Annotated in this window: 22 protein-coding genes; 15 read left to right on the top strand and 7 right to left on the bottom strand. The window is 61.8% G+C overall.

Annotated elements, in window-relative coordinates; translation table 11 throughout:
* Window positions 1–12 precede the first annotated feature (12 nt).
* The 3 genes from SAZ10_RS14785 to SAZ10_RS14775 form a co-directional block, all read right to left on the bottom strand.
* On the bottom strand, window positions 13–468 hold the full coding sequence (locus SAZ10_RS14785; RefSeq protein WP_318610003.1) for a hypothetical protein: 456 nt from the start codon (window positions 466–468) through the stop codon (window positions 13–15).
* A 31-nt stretch (window positions 469–499) separates the two neighbouring features.
* Window positions 500–1,903, bottom strand: a complete 1,404-nt coding sequence (locus SAZ10_RS14780; protein WP_318610002.1) for an amidohydrolase — start codon at window positions 1,901–1,903, stop codon at window positions 500–502.
* Window positions 1,904–2,260: 357 nt separating this feature from the next.
* Entirely contained in the window at window positions 2,261–2,887 is a 627-nt protein-coding gene (locus tag SAZ10_RS14775; RefSeq protein ID WP_318610001.1) for a TetR/AcrR family transcriptional regulator, read from the bottom strand.
* A gap of 157 nt (window positions 2,888–3,044) precedes the next feature.
* On the opposite strand from SAZ10_RS14775, the gene SAZ10_RS14770 reads away from it, so the two are divergent.
* The 12 genes from SAZ10_RS14770 (at window position 3,045) to SAZ10_RS14715 (ending at window position 15,816) form a co-directional block, all read left to right on the top strand.
* Window positions 3,045–3,959, top strand: coding sequence for a polysaccharide deacetylase (locus tag SAZ10_RS14770; RefSeq protein ID WP_318610000.1), 915 nt, complete (start codon window positions 3,045–3,047; stop codon window positions 3,957–3,959).
* 79 nt (window positions 3,960–4,038) lie between these two features.
* Window positions 4,039–4,869 (top strand): ABC transporter substrate-binding protein, encoded by an 831-nt coding sequence (locus tag SAZ10_RS14765; RefSeq protein ID WP_318609999.1) that lies wholly within the window; start codon window positions 4,039–4,041, stop codon window positions 4,867–4,869.
* A 36-nt stretch (window positions 4,870–4,905) separates the two neighbouring features.
* Window positions 4,906–5,745 carry an amino acid ABC transporter permease gene (locus SAZ10_RS14760; protein ID WP_318609998.1) on the top strand — a complete coding sequence of 280 codons (840 nt, stop codon included), beginning with the start codon at window positions 4,906–4,908 and terminating at the stop codon, window positions 5,743–5,745.
* Window positions 5,739–6,542, top strand: a complete 804-nt coding sequence (locus SAZ10_RS14755; protein ID WP_412535219.1) for an amino acid ABC transporter ATP-binding protein — start codon at window positions 5,739–5,741, stop codon at window positions 6,540–6,542. The genes SAZ10_RS14760 and SAZ10_RS14755 overlap by 7 nt, the downstream gene beginning before the upstream one ends.
* Window positions 6,543–6,573: 31 nt before the next feature.
* On the top strand, window positions 6,574–7,812 hold the full coding sequence (locus tag SAZ10_RS14750; protein ID WP_318609997.1) for a hydantoinase/carbamoylase family amidase: 1,239 nt from the start codon (window positions 6,574–6,576) through the stop codon (window positions 7,810–7,812).
* Window positions 7,809–9,440, top strand: coding sequence for a 5-guanidino-2-oxopentanoate decarboxylase (locus tag SAZ10_RS14745; RefSeq protein ID WP_318609996.1), 1,632 nt, complete (start codon window positions 7,809–7,811; stop codon window positions 9,438–9,440). The genes SAZ10_RS14750 and SAZ10_RS14745 overlap by 4 nt, the downstream gene beginning before the upstream one ends.
* Before the next feature lie 471 nt (window positions 9,441–9,911).
* Entirely contained in the window at window positions 9,912–11,498 is a 1,587-nt protein-coding gene (locus SAZ10_RS14740; protein WP_318609995.1) for an ABC transporter ATP-binding protein, read from the top strand.
* Window positions 11,498–12,619 carry an ABC transporter permease gene (locus tag SAZ10_RS14735; protein WP_318609994.1) on the top strand — a complete coding sequence of 374 codons (1,122 nt, stop codon included), beginning with the start codon at window positions 11,498–11,500 and terminating at the stop codon, window positions 12,617–12,619. Before SAZ10_RS14740 ends, SAZ10_RS14735 begins: the two co-directional genes overlap by 1 nt.
* On the top strand, window positions 12,606–13,580 hold the full coding sequence (locus SAZ10_RS14730; protein ID WP_318609993.1) for an ABC transporter permease: 975 nt from the start codon (window positions 12,606–12,608) through the stop codon (window positions 13,578–13,580). The genes SAZ10_RS14735 and SAZ10_RS14730 overlap by 14 nt, the downstream gene beginning before the upstream one ends.
* A 94-nt stretch (window positions 13,581–13,674) precedes the next feature.
* Window positions 13,675–14,742 carry a BMP family ABC transporter substrate-binding protein gene (locus SAZ10_RS14725; protein ID WP_318609992.1) on the top strand — a complete coding sequence of 356 codons (1,068 nt, stop codon included), beginning with the start codon at window positions 13,675–13,677 and terminating at the stop codon, window positions 14,740–14,742.
* Between the two features lie 173 nt (window positions 14,743–14,915).
* Complete coding sequence (locus SAZ10_RS14720; RefSeq protein ID WP_318609991.1) at window positions 14,916–15,554, top strand: glutathione S-transferase; 639 nt, start codon at window positions 14,916–14,918, stop codon at window positions 15,552–15,554.
* 43 nt (window positions 15,555–15,597) lie between these two features.
* The gene (locus tag SAZ10_RS14715) at window positions 15,598–15,816 is read left to right on the top strand and encodes a hypothetical protein (protein WP_318609990.1); all 219 of its coding nucleotides are present in this window, start codon (window positions 15,598–15,600) and stop codon (window positions 15,814–15,816) included.
* A gap of 7 nt (window positions 15,817–15,823) precedes the next feature.
* Here SAZ10_RS14715 and rimO read toward each other — a convergent pair whose 3' ends face one another.
* Entirely contained in the window at window positions 15,824–17,137 is a 1,314-nt protein-coding gene (gene rimO, locus SAZ10_RS14710) for a 30S ribosomal protein S12 methylthiotransferase RimO (protein ID WP_318609989.1), read from the bottom strand.
* A 226-nt stretch (window positions 17,138–17,363) separates the two neighbouring features.
* A complete protein-coding gene (locus SAZ10_RS14705; RefSeq protein WP_318609988.1) occupies window positions 17,364–18,014 on the bottom strand; it encodes a TerC family protein in 651 nt (216 codons plus the stop codon).
* Between the two features lie 308 nt (window positions 18,015–18,322).
* Between SAZ10_RS14705 and SAZ10_RS14700 the strand changes: the two genes are divergently transcribed.
* From SAZ10_RS14700 to SAZ10_RS14690, 3 genes are read left to right on the top strand one after another with little or no spacing between them, the layout of a single operon-like run.
* On the top strand, window positions 18,323–18,823 hold the full coding sequence (locus SAZ10_RS14700; protein ID WP_318610133.1) for a MaoC family dehydratase: 501 nt from the start codon (window positions 18,323–18,325) through the stop codon (window positions 18,821–18,823).
* Window positions 18,824–18,829: 6 nt separating this feature from the next.
* Complete coding sequence (locus SAZ10_RS14695; protein WP_318609987.1) at window positions 18,830–19,993, top strand: CaiB/BaiF CoA-transferase family protein; 1,164 nt, start codon at window positions 18,830–18,832, stop codon at window positions 19,991–19,993.
* On the top strand, window positions 19,990–21,126 hold the full coding sequence (locus tag SAZ10_RS14690; RefSeq protein WP_318609986.1) for an extracellular solute-binding protein: 1,137 nt from the start codon (window positions 19,990–19,992) through the stop codon (window positions 21,124–21,126). Before SAZ10_RS14695 ends, SAZ10_RS14690 begins: the two co-directional genes overlap by 4 nt.
* A 117-nt stretch (window positions 21,127–21,243) precedes the next feature.
* Here SAZ10_RS14690 and SAZ10_RS14685 read toward each other — a convergent pair whose 3' ends face one another.
* Together SAZ10_RS14685 and SAZ10_RS14680 are read right to left on the bottom strand one after the other, a co-directional pair.
* The gene (locus SAZ10_RS14685) at window positions 21,244–22,083 is read right to left on the bottom strand and encodes an amidohydrolase (RefSeq protein ID WP_318609985.1); all 840 of its coding nucleotides are present in this window, start codon (window positions 22,081–22,083) and stop codon (window positions 21,244–21,246) included.
* A 71-nt stretch (window positions 22,084–22,154) separates the two neighbouring features.
* Entirely contained in the window at window positions 22,155–22,964 is an 810-nt protein-coding gene (locus SAZ10_RS14680; protein ID WP_318609984.1) for an IclR family transcriptional regulator, read from the bottom strand.
* Window positions 22,965–23,084: the final 120 nt, after the last annotated feature.

Raw genomic sequence — 23,084 nt, 5'->3', positions numbered from 1 at the left:
AGCGCGCCGATGCTATTGATGATCGTACGGGTTCCCGCGCGTGACGAAGGGAAGAATCGAGATCCGGCCTTGCTCGTCGGCTGTATAACCCCGCACGCCCGCGTATTGGATGCCGCTGTCATCAAGGATTTGCTGCGCCTCGCTCTCCTTGCCCGCGGGCACGTAGAGGAAAAAGATGCGTGTGCCGTAGTCGGGCAACTCGTCACCCGCCGCAGAAGCCGCTTTCCAAAATTTCACCTTGCCCGGATCGAGCGTCTCTTCAACGTCGCCGATCTCTCGCGTCTTGCCGGATCCGTCGACGACGACGATGTCGGGGAAATATTCGCCACCGTCCACGGGTACTGATCGCCGGCGCGTCGGTGCATTGGTCAATGTCACATAGTCCGCCGGCCAAGTCGTCTGGCCGGGAAAGGGGAAGCGGTTCGACGCAACATATTGCACGACGTCGTCGTGGCTCGGCTGTGTCATTTCAATCTCCTGTGCTGGTGAAAAGGCCGGGTCAAAGGATTGACCACTCGCGCCCGCGCGGTGTCTCGACCCATTCGGGCCAATTGTACCCGATAGGCGCTTGGAAATCGGGCGGCAGCAGTGGCGCTACCCATTTGGTTCCTCCGATTCCGCCCCCGGTTCGCTCGCGGAACTCGGCCTGCGCCCGCTCCAGAATCGAAGGGTCTGTCATCAGGTCTATGATTGTGGTCGAGATGACCTCGGCGGCCTTGCTCCACATTGGATCGATGCAGGCCGGGTCACCGTTCATGGCATGGCGGAGCCACTCCGGGTAACGCGCTCCAGACGGCGGCGCTTTGGGGGTCGGCCGGGCGACGTAAAGGCGCACTGTCGGCGCGTGCCAGGTATAATCGACGTAGTCGTCGGCGGCGTAGTTGAGCTGCCATTCGGGCAATTGCCGACGAAACGCGGCTTCCGCTTCGGCGGGCGGCGTAAGACGGGTCATATTGGCGATGAAAGGTTCGTCGAGAGGCTCGAAGCCGAGATATCGCTGGCCCTGCCGCGCGAACTCCTTGGCCTTCTCGCCCCACTGAGGTGGCCCGACTCGTTCAAAGTTGCGGAAGGTCGCTTCTGCCAGCGCATGATTGGGCAATCCAGCTCGCGTCTTGGTGATCCAAACGGAGGTCATCGTGCAATGCGTCATTGCCGCAATGTGTTCGGCGTTGCGATCGAGCACTGCGAAAGCAGCCGCGCACATGTCGAGCGTGGGCGCACGCATGGAATACTGTATCTGCGAGTAAGCCGGTGCGAGATTGTCTGCAGCCGCCTGGCCTGCCACAGGAATGAACTCATTCAGCGTCCACGTGCCGGTGTGCGGCAGCATGGATTCCTTCATCATCTTGGAATTGGTGTACATGAGGCACACGGCGTCGATCGCACCCGGCGCGCGTGCCGAGGCATGCGCATGCGCCACGCTGCCGCCATGCGCTTCGTTCTGCCAGGTCTCGGGCGCTTCGCATTCGAACGTATAGAGCTTACTCCAGTACGGAGCGCTGGTCGTCTCCCAGAATACCCCGTTGGTCAGTGCGTTGAAGGAATGGGGGTGAAATGAAATTGCGGCATCCAGCCCGTCATAGTAGCCATGCGCGGCATGCACCGGCTTCGCCCCGCACATCTTCTCTGCAGGTTCGCCGAAGAAGACCAGCGTGCCGGCAATGCCGTGTTGTTCCATGGCGTGTTTGGCGGCAAGGAATCCGGCGAAGGATCCTATGCCGAGGGCTGAGTGGGGATCAGTGTGCCCGGCGGCATGTTTCGTCGTGCCCGGCCGGGGCGCCCGGTAAGGTGCGGCGACTTGGGACTGACCAGGCACTGCGTCGTATTCGGCATAGCCGGCGATGACTGGCCCGCGATCAGGGCCGGCCGGATTTGTCCAGCGCGCACAAAACGCCGTCGGCATGCCAGCCGATCCCTGCTCAACTTGAAAACCCTCCGCACGCAGCCGATCCACGTACCATTGCGAGGAGCGGTACTCTCGCCATGACGGTTCGTGAAATGACCAGATCGTCTGGTGGTCACGGGACAGGGCCGCATGTGACGTCGACAAAAACGTCAACGCTGATTTCTGTGCTTCGGAGAGCGGGCTGGTGGACATCATTCACCCTTTGACGTGGTGGCTGGCAAGCAGTTGCCCGGAGTCGGCGCAGCTGCCATCCGGATCAGCCGGCCCGGCCAGTTCAGGTGGGCTGCTCCGCGAAGTTGCGTGCTAACCGTGCGCAGCTAGAATTTAGAGTCAAGTCCAAAATTGGAGTCGCCACTACTTTTTGGCAGTGAGTACGCCCGACAGGACCAGTCGGAGATGCGGCAGGCCAATCTCTCGCATCATCTCGACGCTCATCGAAGGCGTAGTGACGAGGCGGGCAAGCGCGGCATTGCCAATGCCGATCAGTATGTCGCACAGCACGTTGATATCGACATCGGCACGGATGCGACCCTTTTCCTGGTAGTTGGTCAGGAGGGCCACGTATTGCCGGCGTATGATGAGGTCGAGGCGCTTTGCCGTTCGGTGTGCCACCCCATCTGTGTCGACGAACTGCGCCGACATGACGACGCGCCAACACTCAGGGGTCAGGTGCCGCACAGCTTGGTCGGCAAGCAGCTTTTCGAACCCGATGATGCCTTCCATAGGGTCGTCGGGTAAGCCTTCTATGAACTTCCGCCGCTCCGGAACCGCGGCCCGGATGTGGCGCAAAGCGATTTCCATCAGGAGATTGGGTTTGTTCTTGAAGTAATTGTAAACGGTGGCCGAGGCGACGGAGGCCAGCTCCGCGATCTCCTCGATCTTCGTCTCTTCATAGCCGCGGTCACGGAACAAGGCGTCTGCTGCATCTAAGACCTGCTCGGTGCGCTGGATGCGGTGTCTTTCCCTCAGGCCTTTGACCATGCTGCTTCCTTCAATTGCGTCGAAACTCGGCCCAGACTTAGACCGGTTCTGGCGTTAATTTCTAGTGGCGACTAAAAAAATGGAGTTGACACTAAATTTATAGTCGGCAATAGCTGACGGACGCTCGGCGAGCAACTCCGAAATGCGAGGGGTCCGAATGTTGAAGCTGATTGACAATCCACCCGAGTGGCCCAATGGAGCCCGCTGTGCGGTGTGCTTTGCATTTGATCTCGATGCGGAAAGTCTGCTGCACCTCTACTACCCGGAAGATTCCCGGCGGCGGATCACGCTTTCCTCTGCCCTGCGTTATGGTCCCAATGTGGCGGTTCCCCGCCTGGTCCGGATCTGGAACCACTTTGGCATACGTCAGACCGTGTTTGTGCCCGGTTGGTGCGTAGAGACCTATCCGCACGCAATCGAGCATCTTGCAGAAGCCGGGCACGAAATCGGCCACCATGGTTGGCTTCATGAGCGCGTCAACAGCCTGGCGCCCGCCGACGAGGCGAAGGTGATGCGTGCCGGCATCAAGGCGATCGAGAAGGTGACGGGTAAGCGCCCGGCCGGCTACCGCTGTCCTTCCGGCGCTTTTTCGCCAGCCACCCTTGATCTCCTGCTGGATGAGGGCTTCAGCTATGATGCCTCGCTTGCGGGCGATGACGTTCCGTACTTGATCGAGAACGACCGCGGCTCCATCATCGAGTTGCCGTCGGACCATGCGCTGGACGACTGGCCCCAATACATGAACAGCCGCGACTTCAATCACATGCTGCCGATCCAGTCGCCGGCGCAGGCAATGGCTGTGTTCCGCGCCGAGTTTGATGCGGCATGGTCCGGAGGGGGCCTTTGGTCGTCGGTCTGGCACCCGTTCCTGTCCGGCCGTCCAGCGCGGGCGCAGGCAATGGTGGACCTGCTGGAATACATGACCAGCAAGGGCGGGGTCTGGTTCGCAACGATGGAAGAGATCGGAAATCACATCCGCGGTCTGATGGATCGGGGAGAGTGGACGCCGCGCCGGGAGCGGTTGCCATTCTGGGAACAACCGGTGCCGCAGATCGCGCGTCCAATCGTGTGAAGTCTAAACGGCTCTCGCCGAGGCGGGATCGGCAAGTAGCGTAAAATCATCTCCCGCATCGCAAAAAGAATTGGAACACATGATCAACCGTCTTCTGGGCATATCTGCCGCAATCCTGCTTTCCACCGCCGCGGCCGGGGCTCAACAGCTTCCCGAACGCATCACCGGTGCAGGCCTGATCAATGTCGGCATCGAACGGGATCATCCTCCGATGGAGTTCGTGGATCCCAAGACGGGCGAGTTGGTCGGGTTCGATGTCGATCTGATCAACGCCATTGCTCAAGAGCTTGGCGTCAAACTCGCCTATGTACATTCGCGTTTCGAAGGGCTGACGCCGAACCTTCAATCCAAGCGTATCGACCTGATCATCAGCGGCATGTACGATACACCGGCTCGCCGTGAGAACTTCGATTTCGTCGATTATCTGAGCGCCGGTGCCGTCTTTTTCACGCTGGACAGAAATTCCGATATCCAGAAGCCAATCGATCTCTGCGGTAAGGTGGTCACCGCCAATCGCGGCACGTCTTATCCGGCCTCGGTCGAGAAGTGGAGCTCCGAGAACTGCGTGTCCGCCGGACTTCCGCCGATCGAAGTAATCACCGACACGGACATGGCGTCAGAGTTTCTCTATCTGAATCAAGGACGTGCTCAGGGCTCCCTGCAAGGGACCGAAGCAATTCCGACCGTTCTGGCAAGCAAGGAGGGTCCGTTTCGGACCTTGGGCGGTCCCTTCACAGACGTGAAGGTCGGAATAGGTTTCCGCAAGGATGACCCGGAGTTGCGCGATGCAGTGCTTGCGGCTCTGGAAAAGGTATTCACGAGCGGCAAATATTCCGAACTGATCGCGAAATGGGGCATTCAGGCGAGTGCGCTGGATAAGCCCACGGTCAATCAGGGGGCAGCGCCGTAAGGCGCATCGCTCTCTCGAGCCAGCGAGGGCCGGCCCTTGGTCAATATCGACATCTCAGCGCTTCCGCATGCCCGGCCGCGCCACTATGGCCGATGGTTCGGTGCGACGGTTCTGCTCGTCGTACTGGGCTACATCGGCTGGGCGTTCGCAGTCGGCAACATCGACTGGAATACGGTGCGGGAATACCTGTTCAACCCTCGCGTGTTGCGGGGTGTTGCAATGACTATCGTCCTGTCCGTCATCTCGATGGTCGTCGGCGTGCTGATCGGCACGCTGACCGCCATCGGCAGAACATCGGCCAACCCGGTCATATCCGCGGCCGCAGCGTTCTACACCTGGCTGTTCCGCGGTGCGCCGATCCTCCTGCAATTGCTGATGTGGTATAACCTCGCCCTGATCTTCCCAATCATTGGTATTCCCGGCGTTTGGGAGGCACCGACCGTCGCTGTCATGACACCTTTCGCTGCGGCGCTTATTGCGTTCAGCCTGCACGAGGGTGCCTATACGTCCGAAGTCATCCGCTCCGGTCTGCTGGCGATCGACGTCGGACAACACGAAGCAGCGAAATCGATAGGAATGGGCTATGCGCTCACCTTCCGGCGGATCGTTTTGCCGCAAGCGTTGCGCGTGGTGATCCCGCCGCTTGGAAACGAATTTATCGGCCTGCTCAAGATGAGCTCGCTCGCCAGCGTTGTCGGGTTCCTTGAACTGACCGGTACCGCGCAGGACATATACTATGTCAACACGAAGATCATGGAGATGCTGTTTGTCGCGGCGGTCTGGTATCTTGTGATCGTCTCGTTGTTTTCGATGCTTCAACTATGGGTCGAGCGGCGGGTGTCCCGCGGCATCTCGAGTGGAGTCAAGTCGTGCTGAGCACCCGCAGAGAGCTTCCGATTGTCCGCGCTCACCAGGTAGGCAAGTGGTTCAGCAACTTTCAAGCGCTGTCGGGCGTCACACTGGATGTCTTGCCGGGCGAAGTCGTCTGCATCGTGGGACCGTCCGGCTCCGGAAAGACCACATTCCTGCGCTGCATCAATCAGCTCGAACGAATTGATGCCGGCAGTCTCTATCTAGATGGTGAACTGGTGGGCTACCGGGTCGAAGGCGGCGTCGTCCACCGACTGAGCGAGCATGAGATTGCACGCCAGCGTCGGGCAACCGGCATGGTGTTCCAGCGATTCAACCTGTTCCCGCACATGACGGCGTTGGAGAACGTCATCGAGGGACCGGTACACGTGCTGCGGCGGACACGAGAGGAGTCGGTGGCGGAAGCCCAGGCGCTGCTCGACCGCGTGGGCATGGAACTCAAGGCAGGCAGTTACCCGGCGCAGCTCTCGGGGGGACAGCAGCAGCGTGTCGCGATCGCGCGGGCGCTAGCCATGCATCCCAAGCTCATGCTGTTCGACGAACCCACCTCGGCTCTCGACGCAGAACTGGTCGGCGAAGTGCTGACGGTCATGCGTGATCTGGCTGCAACCGGTATGACGATGGTGGTCGTCACGCATGAACTGAACTTTGCGCGTGAAGTGGCAGACAAGGTCGTCTTTATGGCTGAAGGCAAGGTGGTCGAAGTCGGGACGCCGCGCGAGGTATTGGATCGTCCTTCCGAGCCGCGTACACGGGCCTTCCTTTCCGCCGTCCTTTCGGGAAACACAGAAGCGGCAGCTTAAGACGCCCTAAAGGCCTCAGAAGAGGTTTATCTTGCAGACCAAACTCGAGATCGATCCCGATCGCCTGCTGTCGAATTTGCGCTGCCTGGCGACGTTCGGTGCCCACCTGACAGGTGTGCACCGGCCGACATTTTCGCCGCAGGACATGGCTGCTCGAGCGTGGCTCATGGATCGCATGCGCGAAGCGCGCCTGGAGCCGGAGCTAGATGGCATTGGAAATATCCTCGGTCGTGCGCCGCATGCCCGCAGGCGGCTCCTCGTCGGCTCGCATTCGGATTCGCAGAATCATGCAGGCTGGCTGGACGGCGCATTGGGTGTGGTCTTCGCCTTGGAGATTGCGCTGGCGATTGCAAAGCTCGGCGATCCTGACGTCGCCGTCGAGCCAGTGGACTGGGCGGACGAGGAGGCGCATTTCGCCAGCTTTCTCGGGAGCCGGTCAGCAATAGGCGAGCTGTCCGAGGCCGAGATTGATCAGTCGCGCTGCGCCACCACCGGTACTCCGCTCCGGCAGGCGCTTGCATCGGCAGGACTTGAGGGACGGCCGCGCTTTCGCATCGATCCGTCGTGCTATCTCGGCTATCTCGAAGCCCATATCGAGCAGGGCGACTATTTGGATGCCCACGACCTTTCGCTGGGGGTAGTGAGCAGCATCGTAGGCATCGTGCAGTATCGCCTCAGTTTTCGGGGACAGCGAAACCACGCCGGGACCACTCGCATGGCGATCCGCAAGGACGCTGGCGCCGCCGCTGTTGCGCTTCTTCATCGAATCCATGAGCGGTTTCGCGCGATCGCTGCTGAGCGGACAGTCTGGACGGTTGGCAGCATCCGTCTCGAGCCCGGGCAGGTCAGCATCATCCCGGACCTGGCCGAAGTCATGCTGCAAGTCCGTGACGCCGATGACGCCGTACTCGCCCGACTGGATTCAGCCTTGCGCGACATGGTCGCCGAGGCGGGTGCCGCAAGTCGATGTGAGATTGGGTTGCAAGTGGAGAGCCGGACAAACCCGCAATCTATGGACGCCCGCCTGCAGAAGGCCTTGGAACTCTCCGCGGAGCAAGCTTCACCCGGCCGGGTGATGCGAATGCCGAGCGGCGCCGGCCACGACGCACAGATCCTCGCGCAGGTGATGCCGGCCGGCATGCTGTTCGTCCCATCGATTGGCGGCATCAGCCATCATTGGGACGAGAACACGCGAGACGAGGATATCGTCCTCGGCTGCCAGGCCCTTGCCGGAGCGTGCGCGCGATTGCTCTGGGGGGACATGCGGTGACGAATCTTGCTACCTGGATTGTCCAAACGCTTGCGGCGAACGGGGTCGACACCGTCTTCGGCATACCGGGCGTCCATACGATTGAGCTCTATCGCGCCCTGGATGGCAGCGGGATCACCCATATCACGCCCCGGCACGAGCAGGGGGCCGGGTTCATGGCCGACGGCTACGCACGCGTAACTGGCCGACCGGGAGTTTGCTTTGCGATCACCGGGCCCGGTTTGACCAACATTGCAACGGCGATGGGCCAGGCTTACGGCGATTCAATCGCGATGCTGGTGATTTCGACCGTGAATTCGGCAGGAGCCATGGGTTCGGGGGCGGGACATCTGCACGAGCTTCCCGATCAGCAGCAACTGATGTCCCAGGTCTCGGCGTTCAGTCATACGGTGCTAACGGTCGAGGAGTTCCCGATGGTACTGTCGCGCGCCCTGGCGATTTTCGCGTCGGCGCGGCCGAGGCCAATTCATATCGAAATTCCCGTTGATCTCTTGACGGCTGATGCCACCCGGCTCGGCCCGGCGCGCAAGCTGGCAGTTCCGTCGCGACCGTCCGCGCCGGAAACCGTACTTTCTACGGCTGCGGGTCTGTGCGAGCGATCGGCTCGTCCACTGATCATAGCAGGCGGCGGCGCCGTTAGAGCGGCTGAAGCGATCAGGGAACTCGCGGAGCGGTTGGATGCGCCGGTCCTGATGACCGTCAACGGCCGAGGGATCCTCGCCGGAGACCATCCCCTGGCGCTTCCCGTTTGGCCCGGTGGCCAGGTCGGTGGAGCGGCTATGCAGGAAGCGGACCTGATCCTCGCCATTGGAACTGAACTCGGCCCAACCGATTTCGAAGATCGATTGGTCGAGCATCAATCGCTTTCCGCGCCTCTTATCAGATGCGACGTTGACGCAGAACAGTCCGTCCGCGGGCGCTTGCCCGACCTGCCCGTTGTTGCCGATGCGAGTGACTTCGCCGGGAGGCTAGCCGCCAGGCTGCCAATTCGCGGGACCGGCCAGGGCACCTGTCGTGCCGCCCGTTTTCGCGACGCCCTCAACGCCGATCTGACGCCGAGGCAGCGGACCTCGATTCGGGTGATCGAATATCTGCGCGACAGCGCCTCGGGCGCGGTGATTGTCGGAGACTCGACCCAGCCCATCTATGCGGCGTGCACGGCATTTGCCGCTTCGGCACCAGCACAATTCTTCTGCTCTGCGACAGGCTATGGAACCCTGGGCTACGCGCTTCCTGCCGCGATCGGCGCGGCGCTTGGCAAACCCGGCTCTAGTCCCGTTTTTGCAGTGGTTGGCGATGGCGGGCTGCAGTTTTCGCTCTCGGAGATGGGCACGGCCGTCGAGGCCGGCACGAACGTTATCATGATCCTCTGGAACAATCGGGGATATGGCGAAATCAAAGCCCACATGGAACGAGCATCGGTTACTCCCATCGGAGTCGACATCCACACGCCGGACTTTCGGCTGCTCGCCAACGGCTATGGCTGGGCCTATGCCAAGGCTGACAATTTGCGGAGCCTGGGAGCTGCGATCAGCGATGCGATGGCCTTGAACCGTCCGGCTGTCGTCGAGCTGGACGAAACGTCGCTGAATGAGGCTGAAGAGGCGGACTCGCCAGGGTTGGGCTGACGCCGAGCGCTGGCGCCGATCGTTGTCGATCCGCTTGATGCCGCCGATGGCGTTGCCGATTCCATGTGCACTCAATAGGACCGACTGGGCGTGGTCGGAGTTCCGGCACCATCCAGCGAATGCAGGAGCTTGACCTGTCGCATCCCGCTGCCGCCTGCAGGTTGCGTATCGAATCGTCCTCGCAGCGGAATTGGAGCATGGTATGCGCCGGGTGTGTGCAGTGAGGCTGGCGCGGAGAAATCAGCTCCACCCTGGGCCTTCTCCCGCCGCGGTGACGCAACATAGGAGGGGGCTGGAAGGGTACAGGAAATTCGCCTAACAGAACGGCGAAATCGCTTACCTGAACAGTCCCTATGCCTTGAAATTACCCGTCCTGAACTTTAAGCACTTTCAAGGTTGCCTGTACTTTGCCCGGAGTGGTGCGCGCGCCTACGATGTGGGCGGGAACGATAGAACACATCTGGCAACAGATTGGGAGGCACCGTGGGTGCTGCGAACGGCTCCGAGGCCGCGAACCTGCTTGAGGTCGTCGGCCTCACGAAAATATTCGGTACGCTGACGGCCTGCGATCACATCAACCTGACCATCGGGCGCGGCGAGATCCATGCGCTGCTCGGCGAAAACGGCGCCGGCAAATCGACCCTCGTGAAGATGCTGTTCGGCTCGCTCGAACCGAACGAAGGCGAGATCCGCTGGAAGGGCGAGCCGGTCAGGATCGCGAGCCCCGGTGCCGCGCGCAAGCTCGGCATCGGCATGGTGTTCCAGCATTTCTCGCTATTCGAAGCGCTGACGGCCGCAGAGAACATCGCGCTCTCGCTCGACCACAAGACGCCGATCGGCACGATCGCCGCTAAGGCGCAGGCGCTCTCCTACGGCTATGGCCTGCCGCTCGACCCCAACTCGCTGGTCGGGGATCTTTCCGTCGGTGAGCGCCAGCGCATCGAGATCATCCGCTGCCTGCTGCAGGTACCCGAGCTCATCATTCTTGACGAGCCGACTTCAGTGCTGACCCCGCAAGAGGCCGACAAGCTGTTCGAGACGCTGGAGCGCCTGAGGAGCGAGGGCAAGTCGATCCTCTACATTTCGCATCGCCTCGAAGAGGTGAAGCGCATGTGCGACCGTGCCACTGTGCTTCGCCACGGCAAGGTGGTCGGCCACTGCGATCCACGCAAGGAAACGGCAGCCTCTCTCGCCCGCATGATGGTCGGCAACGAGGTGCTGCAGGTCGTTCGTCCGCCGGTCGAGGAGTCGGCTCCGCACCCGGCATTGCTCGAGATCCGCGGCCTTGACCGCAAGCCGGCGACGCCGTTCTCCATTCCGCTCAAGAATATCAATCTCGAGGTGAAAGCCGGGGAGGTGGTCGGCATTGCCGGCGTGGCCGGTAACGGCCAGGGCGAGCTGTTCGAGGCCGTCTCCGGAGAGGTTCGGCAACAGGACGGCGGCTCCATCCGTATCCGCGGCAGGGACGCGGGTCACCTCGCGATTTCCGGTAGACGCCTCCTGGGCGCTGCCTTCGTGCCGGAAGAGCGGCTCGGCCACGGCGCTGCGCCGCGCATGACTCTTTCAGAGAACCTTTTGCTGTCGCGCCACAAGACCGACCGCAAAGCCTTCCTGGGTGCAGCGGGTTTCGTGCATTCGGGTGCGATCGCTGCCGCCGCCCAGCGCATCATAAAGGCGATGGACGTCCGGAAGAGCGCGCCGGATCCGGAGGCCGCCGCACTTTCGGGCGGCAATCTCCAGAAATTCATCATCGGGCGCGAGCTCGATCGCCGGCCGAGCGTGATGGTCGTCAACCAGCCGACCTGGGGCGTCGACGCAGGTGCAGCCGCGCGCATCCGGCAGGCCCTGATCGAGCTTGCGCGCAGCGGCTCGGCGGTGCTCGTCATCAGCCAGGACCTCGACGAGCTGTTCGAGATCTCCGACGCGATCGCCGTCATGCACAATGGCACGCTGTCGAGACCGCTGCCGATCGCGCAGGCGACGTTCGAGAAAATCGGCCTTCTGATGGGCGGTGCCGAGCCCGGCCATGTCGAACATGACGTGAAAGAGGTGGCGTGATGCGCGTCGAGCTGATCAAGCGGCCGCAGCGCTCGGCGCTGTTCAGCGTGCTGTCGCCCTTCATCGCGCTCGGTCTGACGCTGGTCGCCGGCGCCGTCATGTTCTCGCTCCTCGGCAAGAACCCGATCGAGGCGCTCTACTACTATTTCGTCGCGCCACTCAGCGGCCTCTGGAACCCCGATGACTTCTGGCAACTGCACGAGCTTGCGATCAAGGCTGCGCCGCTCATCCTGATCGCCGTTGGCTTATCGATCTGCTACCTCTCAAACAACTGGAACATTGGCGCCGAGGGCCAGTTCATCGTCGGCGGGATCGTCGGCTCGATCCTGCCGGTGGTGTTCCCGACGTTCGAATCGTGGATCGTGCTGCCGTTGATGCTGTTGATGGGCATTGTCGGCGGCGCCGCCTATGCCGCTATCCCTGCCTTCCTCAAGACGCGCTTCAACACCAACGAGATCCTGACCAGCCTGATGCTGGTCTATGTCGCGCAGCTCCTGCTCGACTGGATCGTGCGCGGGCCGTGGCGCGACCCGAAGGGTTTCAACTTCCCGCAGACCGTGCAGTTCAACGACAGCGCCGTGCTGCCGGAGATTTTCCCGGCGTCGGGCCGCGCGAACTGGGGCTTCGTGTTCGCGCTGGTCGCTGCGTTGGTGATGTGGTTCCTCGTTTCAAAGACGCTTAAGGGGTTCGAGGTGAAGGTGCTCGGTCAAAGCCCCAGGGCAGGGCGCTTTGCCGGCTTCTCATCCTCGCGCATGGTGTTCTTCGGGTTTCTCGTCTCTGGTGGGCTCGCCGGGCTTGCCGGCATTTCGGAAGTCTCCGGTGCGATCGGGCAGTTGCAGCCGACGATCTCGCCCGGCTACGGCTTCACGGCAATCATCGTCGCTTTCCTCGGACGGCTGAACCCGCTTGGGATCGTAGCCGCCGGGCTCGTTCTTGGCCTCTCCTATCTCGGCGGCGAGGCCGCGCAGGTCTCGATCGGACTTTCCGACAAGGCCGTGCGCGCCTTCCAGGGCATGCTGCTCTTCTTCGTGCTCGCCTGCGACACGCTGATCCTTTACCGCATCCGCCTTGTCAGGACCTCTCCTGCCAAAGCCCTGGAGCCTGCGCATGGGAACGCTTGAAGCCATCCTGTTGACGATAGCGACAGCCTCGACGCCGCTGCTGATCGCGGCGATCGGCGAACTCGTCGTGGAACGCTCGGGCGTACTCAACCTCGGCGTCGAGGGTATGATGTTGATGGGCGCCGTCACCGGCTTCGGCGTCGCGCTGACGACGGGCTCGCCCTGGCTCGGGGTAATTGCCGCGATCATCGTCGGCGCACTGTTTTCGCTGCTGTTCGGCTTTCTGACGCTGACGCTGGTCACCAACCAGGTCGCGACCGGCCTCGCGCTGACGCTGCTTGGCATGGGCTTTTCCGGAATGCTCGGCGTAGGCTTCGTCGGCCTGCCCGGCATGCGGCTCGGCAACCTGTCGATTCCCATCCTTTCGGACCTGCCCGTGATCGGCAAGTTCATCTTCGGGGAAGACCCGCTCTTCTACATTTCGATCCTGCTTACCGCCGGTGTCGCCTGGTTCCTGTTCCGCACGCGAGCAGGGCTTACACTGCGCTCGATCGGCGACAACCACAGTTCCGCGCATGCGCTCGGCATCGACGTCATCGGCATCCGTTACCTGGCGGTGATGTTCGGAGGTGCCTGTGCCGGGCTGGCGGGCGCGCATCTGTCGCTCGTCTATACACCGCAATGGGTTGAGAACATGACCGCCGGCCGAGGGTGGATTGCGCTGGCGCTGGTCGTCTTTTCATCGTGGCGGCCCTGGCGGGTGCTTGCCGGCGCGTATCTCTTCGGCGCGATCACGATCGCACAGCTGCACATCCAGGCGACAAACCTCGCGGACCTCGCTTTCCTGCCGGGACCACTCTATTGGCTGGCGAGCGTCATAAAATCGGTGCCCGCGCAGTTCCTTTCTTCGCTTCCCTATCTGGCAACGATCCTCGTTCTCGTTCTAATCTCGCGCAACAGGCGGCTGACGATGATGAACACACCCGCCTCGCTCGGCCGGGCGTTCGTGCCAGACCGTTGATAGAAAGGCCGTTGACAACGAGGCCGTTGACAGGGCCGGTGCCGACAAAACAAGAAGAACCAACTCGCAAAACCTACAGAGAGGTGTGACTGAAATGAGAAAATTCATGCTCGCAGCGATGACGACGGGAGCGGTCTTGGCGCTCGCCGCGTCTGCGCAAGCCCAGGAGAAGCTCAAAGCCTGCTGGGTATATGTCGGTCCGATCGGCGACTTCGGCTATTCCTACCAGCACGACCAAGGTCGCCTTGAGGTCGAAAAGGAGCTCGGCGATAAGGTCACGACCTCCTATCTTGAGAATGTTGCCGAGGGCCCCGACGCCGATCGCGCCTTCGAGCGGCTTGCGCGCGAAGGCTGCAAAATCATCTTCGGCACTTCCTTCGGCTTCATGGATTCGATGGTGAAGGTCGCCAAGAAATTTCCGAACGTGAAGTTCGAGCACGCCACCGGTTACAAAACAGCTGACAATCTCAGCATCTACAACGCCCGCTTCTACGAAGGGCGCTACGTGATGGGCCAGATTGCGGCGAAGGTGTCGAAATCCGGGACGGCCGGCTATATCGTCTCCTTCCCGATCCCTGAAGTGGTGATGGGCATCAACTCCTTCATGCTCGGCGCGCAGTCGATCAATCCGAACTTCAAGGCCAAGATCGTCTGGGTGAACTCCTGGTTCGATCCCGGCAAGGAAGCCGACGCCGCCAAGGCGCTGTTCGACCAGGGCGCCGACATCATCGTCCAGCATACCGATTCGACCGCACCGCTGCAGGTCGCAGAGGAGCGCAAGCTGCATGGCTTCGGTCAGTCGTCGGACATGCTCAAATTCGCGCCGCAGGCGCAGTTGACCGCCAACACCGACAATTGGGGCCCCTATTACGTCGAGCGCGTCAAAGCCGTTCTCGACGGCACCTGGAAGGCGGGCGATGTCTGGCTCGGCATCAAGGATGGTGCGGTCAAGCTTTCGCCTTTCACCAACATGCCCGACGATGTGAAGGCCATGGCCGAGGCGACAGAGAAGAAGATTGCCGACGGCTGGAATCCCTTTACCGGACCGATCGCCAAGCAAGACGGCTCGGAATGGCTGAAGGACGGCCAGGTCGCTACGGATGCCGAGCTGCTCGGCATGAACTTCTACGTGAAAGGCGTGGACGACAAGCTGCCGCAGTAAGCTTTTACCCTCGTGGGTTGAGAGAGGGCGCCTATGGCGCCCTTTCTTTTTGACGGGCGTTTCGCAGCATTCGGCAGTTCACAAATTTCCTCGGACTCCTGCCAAGCTTCCTGACAAAATGTTGTCAGGAGCGCTTTGCTATAAAGACGTGAAAAGCAGCGAGGAAAGCCGCAATGTTGAAGTTCTACTGCGCGCCCTGGTCGCGAGCGTCGACCGTGTTCTGGCTGCTCGAAGAGCTCGCCCAGCCGTATGAGATTGAAATCGTCGATATCCGCGCACCTGGCGGCGTGCCCGAGAGCTATCGCGAGATCCAGCCGAACAAGAAGGTCCCGGCGATCGAGCATGATGGCACGATCGTGACGGAGCGCGCGGCGATCTGCATCTATCTCGCCGACACTTTCCCCGAGGCGGGGCTCGCTCCGCCGATCGGTGACGGTCGCCGGGCCGCCTATCTCACCCGGCTGGTCTATTGCGATTCCGTCTTCGACCCAGCGGTCGCTGCCAGGGCGCAAGGATGGCAGTATGTCAGCAACAACTTCTCCTTCGGCCTGTTCGATGACATGGTCACGAACCTCGAGAAGCTGTTGTCGAGACAGCCCTATGCCGTAGGCGAGAGCTTCACCGCAGCCGACACGCAGCTCGCCGGCGGCATCAACTTCACGATGAACATCCTGAAGGTGCTTCCGGCGCTTGCTGTCTTCAAGGATTACGTCGCACGTGCCACCGACCGGCCGGCTTACCGGCGCTACGCCGCCAAAGAAGCTGAACTGGCGCAGCATGTGACTCCGCCGCCATTCGCGGGGAGGGGCTAGGCTGCGCCCGGATTTCGACGGTATGATGCTACAGGAGGTTCAATTGCTCGAACATCCTCACGTCTTGGCTACCCGCCCGACAATGCGGTGGGATTCGATCGACCTGAGGTCGATCTATGTCGTAGAGACCGACCTCGCCCTCTCAAAGGACGATCCGTTCTATGACGAGGACGCTGTCCAGGACCTGTTTTTCGCTGCCAAGGATTATCTGGAGGCCAATCCGGGTTACGACAGCCTCAAGATCGTTCCTTACCGGAGGTGACGGTCAGCTAAACCGCCTGGCCATACAAATCATACGCATCGGCGCGATCGATCTTGACCGTCACAATGTCGCCGGTGCGCAGCGGCCGGCGCGCCTCGATATGGACGTTGCCGTCGATCTCGGGAGCGTCGTATTTGGAGCGGCCTTTGGCGACCGTGCCGTTTGCTTCGTCGATCAGGACCGGCAGCCGTTTGCCGACCTTCTTCTTGAGCAAGTCCGCCGAGATCTTCTGCTGTCGCGTCATGAAGCGCTTCCAGCGCGCCTCCTTGACCTCCTGAGGCACTTCGTCGAGCCCGAGGTCGTTTGAGCGCGCGCCTTTGACCGGCTCGTATTTGAAGCAGCCTGCGCGGTCGATCTTCGCCTCGTCGAGCCAGTCGAGCAGCAGTTCGAAATCCTCCTCCGTCTCGCCGGGGAACCCGACGATGAAGGTCGAGCGAACAGCAAGGTCCGGGCAGATCTCGCGCCAGCGGCGGATGCGCTCGAGTGTCTTCTCCTGATGCGCGGGCCGGCGCATGTTCTTGAGCACCGTTGGTGAAGCATGCTGGAACGGGATGTCGAGGTAGGGCAGCACCTTGCCCTCGGCCATCAGCGGGATCACCTCGTCGACATGCGGGTAGGGATAGACGTAGTGGAGTCGAACCCACACACCGAGCTCGCCGAGTTCCCGGGCGAGCTCGATGAATTTGGCGCGGATCTCCCGTTCGCCCCAGATGCTCGGCTGGTACTTGATGTCGACGCCATAGGCGCTGGTATCCTGCGAGATGGCGAGTATCTCCTTGACGCCTGCCTTTGCCAGCTTTTCGGCTTCGCGCAGCACGTCGGCTATGGGCCGCGAGACGAGGTCGCCGCGAAGCGAAGGGATGATGCAGAAGGAGCAACGGTTGTTGCAGCCCTCGGAGATCTTCAGATAGGCGTAATGGCGCGGCGTGAGCTTCACCCCCTGCGGCGGAAGCAGGTCGAGGAAGGGGTCGTGAACGGGCGGCGCGGCCTCGTGCACAGCCGACATCACGCTCTCATAGGCCTGAGGCCCGGTGATGGCGAGCACGTTCGGATGCTTGTCGCGGATCACCTCCGGCTCGGCGCCGAGGCAGCCCGTGACGATCACGCGGCCATTCTCGGACAGCGCGTCGCCAATCGCCTTCAGGGATTCGTCGCGAGCCGAATCCAGGAAGCCGCACGTGTTGACGACGACGAGGTCGGCGCCATCATGCTTCCGGGCGATCTCGTAGCCTTCGGCGCGCAGCCGGGTGATGATCCGCTCGGAATCGACGAGCGCCTTTGGGCAGCCCAGGCTAACGAAACTGACGCGTGGGGCGGACATGATCTCTGCTTCCGGTTTCGGTCTTTTCGAGAAAGACGGCCAACTAGCACAAGAGCTTGCCGCTGTAACCGCCCCGACAAGGACATGTTGCCGCGATGGTGCACGCGATCATGCTTACCTGGCGGCTCGCCCTGCTGCGAATTTCCTTCCGTCCGTTGAACGATCCGGCCGCCCGGATCAGCGCGGATGAATGGGTTGATCCCTGTTTCGGCGGCGGGGAACCTCTCTATGACGTCGTGTCCTGGACGACAGGCCAGACTTCAAGCGCACCGTGATAGATCATGTTGAGCGCGACATAGAGGATGATCGCAAGGCCGATATAGGCGATCCAAGGAACGCGGTTCAGCAGCCGCGCGATATAGTTGGCGGCAACGCCCATGAGCGCCACCGACAGAATGAGCCCGATGACGAGTACCGTCGGATGGTCCCGCGCCGCTCCGGCCACTGCGAGCACGTTGTCGAGCGACATCGAGACATCGGCAATCACGATCTGCGTGGCGGCCTGCATGAGGGTCTTCCGCCGTGCGCCGCCTTCAACCGAGCCGTCCTTGTCGTCGTCGACGTTGGTCAGGGCCGCATGCCTCTCCGCTGCCGTGGTCCGGATCTCCCGCCACATCTTCCAGCAGACCCAGAGCAGGAGCAGACCACCGACGAGCAGGAGACCGAGTATCTGCAAGAGCTGCAGTGTGATCGCCGCAAAGCATATGCGCAGTGCCGTCGCCGCGATGACGCCGATCATGATCGCCTTGCGGCGCCGTTCCTTCGGTAAGCCGGCAGCCGCCATGCCGATCACGACGGCATTGTCGCCAGCCAGGACCAGGTCGATGGCGACGACCTGAAGCAGGGCCGAAAGGCCGGCGGCGGTGAAGACTTCCATAAATACTCGCCTGTCTGGGGCACCGTCTCGGCCCTAACGTGGCACATTGGCAGGTTAACCCAAAGGCCAGTCCCGGAAATTCTCAACGAGACCAAAGGGGTGGGCCGCCGTCATTGCCGTCGACTGTGCCCGGGAGGCCCTGGAGATTTCGGATGGCCCTTGCGATTTCAACTCATATGTGAAAGTATCATTTACATAAGAAGAATTGAGGAGGAGGTGAGTTGGTGGCCGAATCGTCGCCAGATCAACCGGTGAGCGGAGGAGCCGCCGCGCCAACCGTCGGAGTATCTTCGACTTTTCCGGCCGACATGCCGGCCGAGCATGCCGCCATTCCGGTCTGGAATGCGGAGAACTGGTTCTACGAAGACTGGCCGGTCGGCCAGAAGATCCGTTCTCTGCGACGCACCATGGCCGAAGGGGATAGCCATCTTTTCAACGCGCTGGTGCTCGACATCCATCCCTATGTGCAGGACCAGATGTTCGCGGAACGGGAGGGTATCTTCGGCAAGCGGCTGATCGCCGGTGCCTTCGTCTTCTCGGCCGGGCTCGGGCTCGTCGCAACCAACTGCGTCAATGCCTTCTCCTACGGCTATGACAAGCTACGCTTCATCAAGCCGGTCTTCATCGGCGACACGATTTACACGATCCGCACCAACCTCGATAAGAAGCCTCGCTACCAGGAAATGGGGCTGATCCGCGCAAGCTACGAGGTATTCAAGGGCGAAGGCGAGCTCGTCCTCTACTGCGAGCATCTGCAGACCGTGAAGTACAAGAATCCCGCCGATTTTACCGGCAAGACCGAGAAATAATCTGTCATGAATAGTGGAGACGAACTGCCGCTAGCAGGCCTTATCGTGGTCGACATGAGCCAGTTCCTGTCGGGGCCGTACTGCTCGCTGAGGCTACTCGACCTGGGCGCTCGCGTCATCAAGATCGAGCGGCCCGACGGCGGCGACCTGTCGCGCCGGCTCTATCTGTCCGACACCGAGATCGGTGGTGATTCGACCATCTTCCACGCCATCAACCGCGGCAAGGAGAGCCTCGCCATCGATCTCAAGGATGCCGCCGACATGGCGCGGCTGAAGAAGCTGCTGTCACAGGTCGACGTGCTCATCCAGAATTTTCGGCCCGGCGTGATCGAGCGGCTCGGGCTCGATTATGAGACGGTGAGAAAAATCAACCCGAAGATCGTCTATGCCTCGATCAGCGGCTATGGCGAGGAAGGACCTTGGGTGGCTCGGCCGGGCCAGGATCTGCTCGCCCAGTCGCGCTCCGGCGTGATGTGGCTGAATGGCGACGAAGAGCAGGGCCCGGTGCCGTTCGGACTTGCCGTCGGCGATATGCTGGCCGGCGCGGCCGCCTGCCAGGGCATCCTCGCCGCGCTGGTGCGACGCGGCGTCACCGGCAAAGGCAGCCATGTCCAGACCAGCCTGCTCGAGGCGCTGGTCGACTTCCAGTTCGAGGTGCTCACCACCTATCTTAACGATGGCAGGCGGCCGCCGAAGCGCTCGTCTTTCCGCAGCGCGCATGCCTATCTGTCGGCGCCCTACGGCGTCTATCCGGCCAAGGACGGTTATCTCGCCGTCGCCATGATGCCGATCGGCAAGCTCGCCGACCTGCTCGGCCTGGCAAACGAGCTCGGCGCCTACCGCGACCAGCCATCGAGCTGGTTCAGTGAGCGCGACGACATCAAGAAGATCATCGCCGCCAGGATCGCCACCAGGACCATCGCCGAGTGGCTCTCCATCCTCGAGCCGGCCGACATCTGGTGCGCCAAGGTGCTGACCTGGCCGGAGCTTATGGAAAACGAAGGTTTCCGCGTGCTCGATATGCTGCAGACGGTGACGCGCGAGGATGCCGTCTCGATCCTCACCACACGGTCGCCGCTGCGTGTCAATGGCAAACGGATGAAGGTCGAGCGCGCCGCCCCGCGCATCGGCGAGCACAGCGACGACATCCGCAAGGAGTTCGGCTTGTGAGCACCATCACTTTGAAGGGCATGACCTGGAGCCATCCGCGCGGCTACGACCCGATGGTCGCCTGCTCGGCGCTTTGGAAAGAAAAAGCCGGCGTCGAAATCAACTGGGACAAACGCTCCTTGCAGGATTTCGAATCCTTCCCGGTCGAGGACCTTGCCCGCGCCTACGATCTGATCGTCATCGACCATCCGCATGTCGGCCAGATCACTGCCGAGGGCTGCCTCGCGCCTCTCGACGTGGCGGGCCGCGAGGCCGAACGCGAGGCGCTGGCCGCCGGCAGCGTGGGCAGATCCTATCCGAGCTATGAATGGCAAGGCCGGCAATGGGCCTTCCCGATCGATGCAGCCACGCAGGTGCAGGCCTGGCGGCCCGATCTATTGGCGGCAGCGCCGACCCGGTGGAGCGAGGTGCTGGAGCTGGCAGGGCAGGGCAGGGTGCTCCTGCCGCTCAAGCCTCCACATGTGCTGATGACTTTCTTCACGCTCGCCGCAAATCTCGGCACGCCCTGCGCTACCGACCGCGGCGATCTGATCGGTCGCGAAGCTGGCACCGCCATCTTCGAAATGATCCGCGAAATTGCTTCGCTGGTCGATCCGGTCTGCTTCGACATGGATCCGATCGCCGTGTCGGAGCGCATGGCGAAAGAGAGTTCCGAGGTCGCCTGCGCGCCGCTGATCTACGGCTATGTGAATTACGCGATCGACGGCTTCCGGCCGCACGGCATCGCCTTTGCCGACATCCCGGTCGCCGGAAAATCAGGCCCTATCGGCTCGGCGCTCGGCGGCACGGGCATCGCAGTCTCATCCTTCTCCAAGGCGCAGGACGCTGCCATCGACTTTGCCTACTGGGTTGCAAGCGCCGACGTGCAGCGTGGTCCCTATGCCGTGGCCGGCGGACAGCCCGGTCACGCCGCTGCCTGGGACGATGATGCGGTCAATTCAGCAACGGGCCAGTTCTATAGAGCAACGCGCGAGACGCTCGAAGGGGCGTGGGTCAGGCCACGCCACGACGGCTATATGGGCTTCCAGCAAGCTGGCTCCGACAGGATCAATGAGGGGCTGCTCGCCGGACATGACGCCGGCCGGGTCGTCGACGACCTCAACCTGCTGTTCCGGGAGAGCTTTGTCAGGTAAGTGCCGGGACGGATAAGTGCCCAGGACGGTTTACTTTTTTCCGCAGAGAAGCGGCGCCGGTTCAAGTGTAGCATAAGCGGAAAAAAGCAAACTGGCCCTGAGCTTACTTGCCTGAGCCTACTTCAGCTTCCAGATCCGCTTCGCATTGCCCGACAGCAGCTTGGCTTTCTCCTCGGCGCTCGCGCCGGCAATGAGTGCATGGGTCGCCCCAACCCAGGTGGAAAGCCCGCCGCCAAGCGTACAGACCGGCCAATCGCTGCCCCACACGACACGGTCCCAGCCGAACGCGCCAATCGTGTGCTCGACATAGGGCCTCAACGTCTCGACAGTCCAGTTTTCCGGATCGGCATAGGCAACCACGCCCGAAATCTTGCCGACCACGTTCGGCCGCCTGGCGATCTCTGTCATGTGTTCTCGCCAGGGGTGCTGCGCGTCGGCCTTGATGTCCGGCACGCCGCAATGGTCGAGAACGAACTGGACGTCCGGCGCGAGATCGATCAGCGCGATCGCCTTCGGCAGCTGCCGGGGAAGCACACAAAGATCGAAGGTGAGACCCGAACCTGACAGCCGCTTCACGTTTTCGCGGAAGAGGGTGCTCTCCGACAGCTCGTCCGGCATGACATGCAGCACGCGGCGAAAGCCTTTCACGAAGGGATTGGCCTTCTGCCGTTCGAGATAGGCGGCGAAGCTCGTGTCTTCCGGCCGGCAGGCGGCGATCGCTCCGGCGAGCAGGCTGCCGGATTGCTGGGATAGCCTCCCGATATAGCTGGTCTCGGCCTCGATGTCCTTCTCCGCGACATCGACTTCCATGTGCAGCGTCGTCGATATGCCGGCGCGGCGCGCCTCGCGTGCATAGGTTTCGTAGAAAAAATCGCGATTGAGGGCCGGTTCACTGGAGAGCCATGGATAGCTCAGCGTCGACTGGTCGATGACGTGCAAATGTGTGTCGATGATCATGACGGAAGGCTCCTCCTAGACTGCACTCCGATCAAGTTCCGCCGGAGAATGCGACATTCAAATAAGAATTTTCACTTGCCGACTGACTCGCCATTGGTCCTGTCCTGCACGACGTCCGAGCCGGCGAGCCGTGACAGCCGTTCCGCCATCCGGAGCAGGAGATGCACGGTCTCGTTGATGTTTGGCGCGGAAGGCACGTTGACCAGGGTAATGTAAGGAATGGTGAGCGCCGCGATCGCCCTGCCGTCGGGGCCGAGCACCGGCGCCGAAAGGTTGAAGACGCCGGCGGTCTGCATGCTCGCCATCATCTCGTAGCCGCGATCGCGAACCTGGTCCAGTCGGGCCAGGAATTCCGGCGTGACCGGCGGCGTTTCGCCGTTCTTGGCATTCTCGGCAATCATCATCCGCCGCTGCTCGTCGGAGCGGAAGGCAAGCAGCACATGGCCGGAGCCGGTATCGAACAGGCTGATGTGAGAGCCGACACGGATTGAGATTCCCCAATAGCCCGGCGCTTCCTGTTGGGCGATCACCACTGCCGAGCCGCGGTCGAACACGACGAGTTGGTTTGCCTGGTGCGAGGTCTCGGCAAGCTCGCTCATCAGCGGCGTTGCGAAGGAGACCAGACGGCGCACGGGCTGATGAAGCTGCGCCAGCCCGAAGAGCTTCAACGTCAGAGAGTAGCGATCACCGTCGTTCCGGGTCACATAGCCACGCCGCACCAGCCGGTCGAGCATGCGATAGAACTCGTTCGGACTGCGGCCGAGCCGCTTGGCGATCTCGGCCTGCGTCAGGCCACCGTCAATGCCTGCCAGCAGCTCGAGAATATCGAGACCCTTGTCCAGCGCCGGCGCGCGGTAGCGGTCTTCATCTTCCTCGTCCACCGTCCTCCTCCAGTGAATTTGCCATTTCATATACGGACACGACTGCACACAGCAAGGAACTTTCGGCTTGACGAGTCAAGTCCGAAGCTGTTTGTATATGAATGAAGCACTCATAAGTGA

Source organism: Mesorhizobium sp. BAC0120 (genome assembly GCF_033542235.1).
GTDB lineage: Bacteria > Pseudomonadota > Alphaproteobacteria > Rhizobiales > Rhizobiaceae > JAWRCU01.
Note: the sequence above shows the minus strand (reverse complement) of the source record. Positions and strands in the feature narration are given on the sequence as shown.

What these genes read in the sequence shown, in the direction of transcription:
- SAZ10_RS14775 (WP_318610001.1), bottom strand. Translation starts at nt 2,887, where the DNA reads ATGGTCAAAGGCCTGAGGGAAAGACACCGCATCCAGCGCACCGAGCAG.
- SAZ10_RS14705 (WP_318609988.1), bottom strand. Translation starts at nt 18,014, where the DNA reads ATGGAAGTCTTCACCGCCGCCGGCCTTTCGGCCCTGCTTCAGGTCGTC.
- SAZ10_RS14765 (WP_318609999.1), top strand. Translation starts at nt 4,039, where the DNA reads ATGATCAACCGTCTTCTGGGCATATCTGCCGCAATCCTGCTTTCCACC.
- SAZ10_RS14770 (WP_318610000.1), top strand. Translation starts at nt 3,045, where the DNA reads ATGTTGAAGCTGATTGACAATCCACCCGAGTGGCCCAATGGAGCCCGC.
- SAZ10_RS14725 (WP_318609992.1), top strand. Translation starts at nt 13,675, where the DNA reads ATGAGAAAATTCATGCTCGCAGCGATGACGACGGGAGCGGTCTTGGCG.
- SAZ10_RS14780 (WP_318610002.1), bottom strand. Translation starts at nt 1,903, where the DNA reads ATGCCGACGGCGTTTTGTGCGCGCTGGACAAATCCGGCCGGCCCTGAT.
- SAZ10_RS14700 (WP_318610133.1), top strand. Translation starts at nt 18,323, where the DNA reads ATGCCGGCCGAGCATGCCGCCATTCCGGTCTGGAATGCGGAGAACTGG.
- SAZ10_RS14695 (WP_318609987.1), top strand. Translation starts at nt 18,830, where the DNA reads ATGAATAGTGGAGACGAACTGCCGCTAGCAGGCCTTATCGTGGTCGAC.
- rimO (WP_318609989.1), bottom strand. Translation starts at nt 17,137, where the DNA reads ATGTCCGCCCCACGCGTCAGTTTCGTTAGCCTGGGCTGCCCAAAGGCG.
- SAZ10_RS14735 (WP_318609994.1), top strand. Translation starts at nt 11,498, where the DNA reads ATGCGCGTCGAGCTGATCAAGCGGCCGCAGCGCTCGGCGCTGTTCAGC.
- SAZ10_RS14720 (WP_318609991.1), top strand. Translation starts at nt 14,916, where the DNA reads ATGTTGAAGTTCTACTGCGCGCCCTGGTCGCGAGCGTCGACCGTGTTC.
- SAZ10_RS14785 (WP_318610003.1), bottom strand. Translation starts at nt 468, where the DNA reads ATGACACAGCCGAGCCACGACGACGTCGTGCAATATGTTGCGTCGAAC.
- SAZ10_RS14685 (WP_318609985.1), bottom strand. Translation starts at nt 22,083, where the DNA reads ATGATCATCGACACACATTTGCACGTCATCGACCAGTCGACGCTGAGC.
- SAZ10_RS14730 (WP_318609993.1), top strand. Translation starts at nt 12,606, where the DNA reads ATGGGAACGCTTGAAGCCATCCTGTTGACGATAGCGACAGCCTCGACG.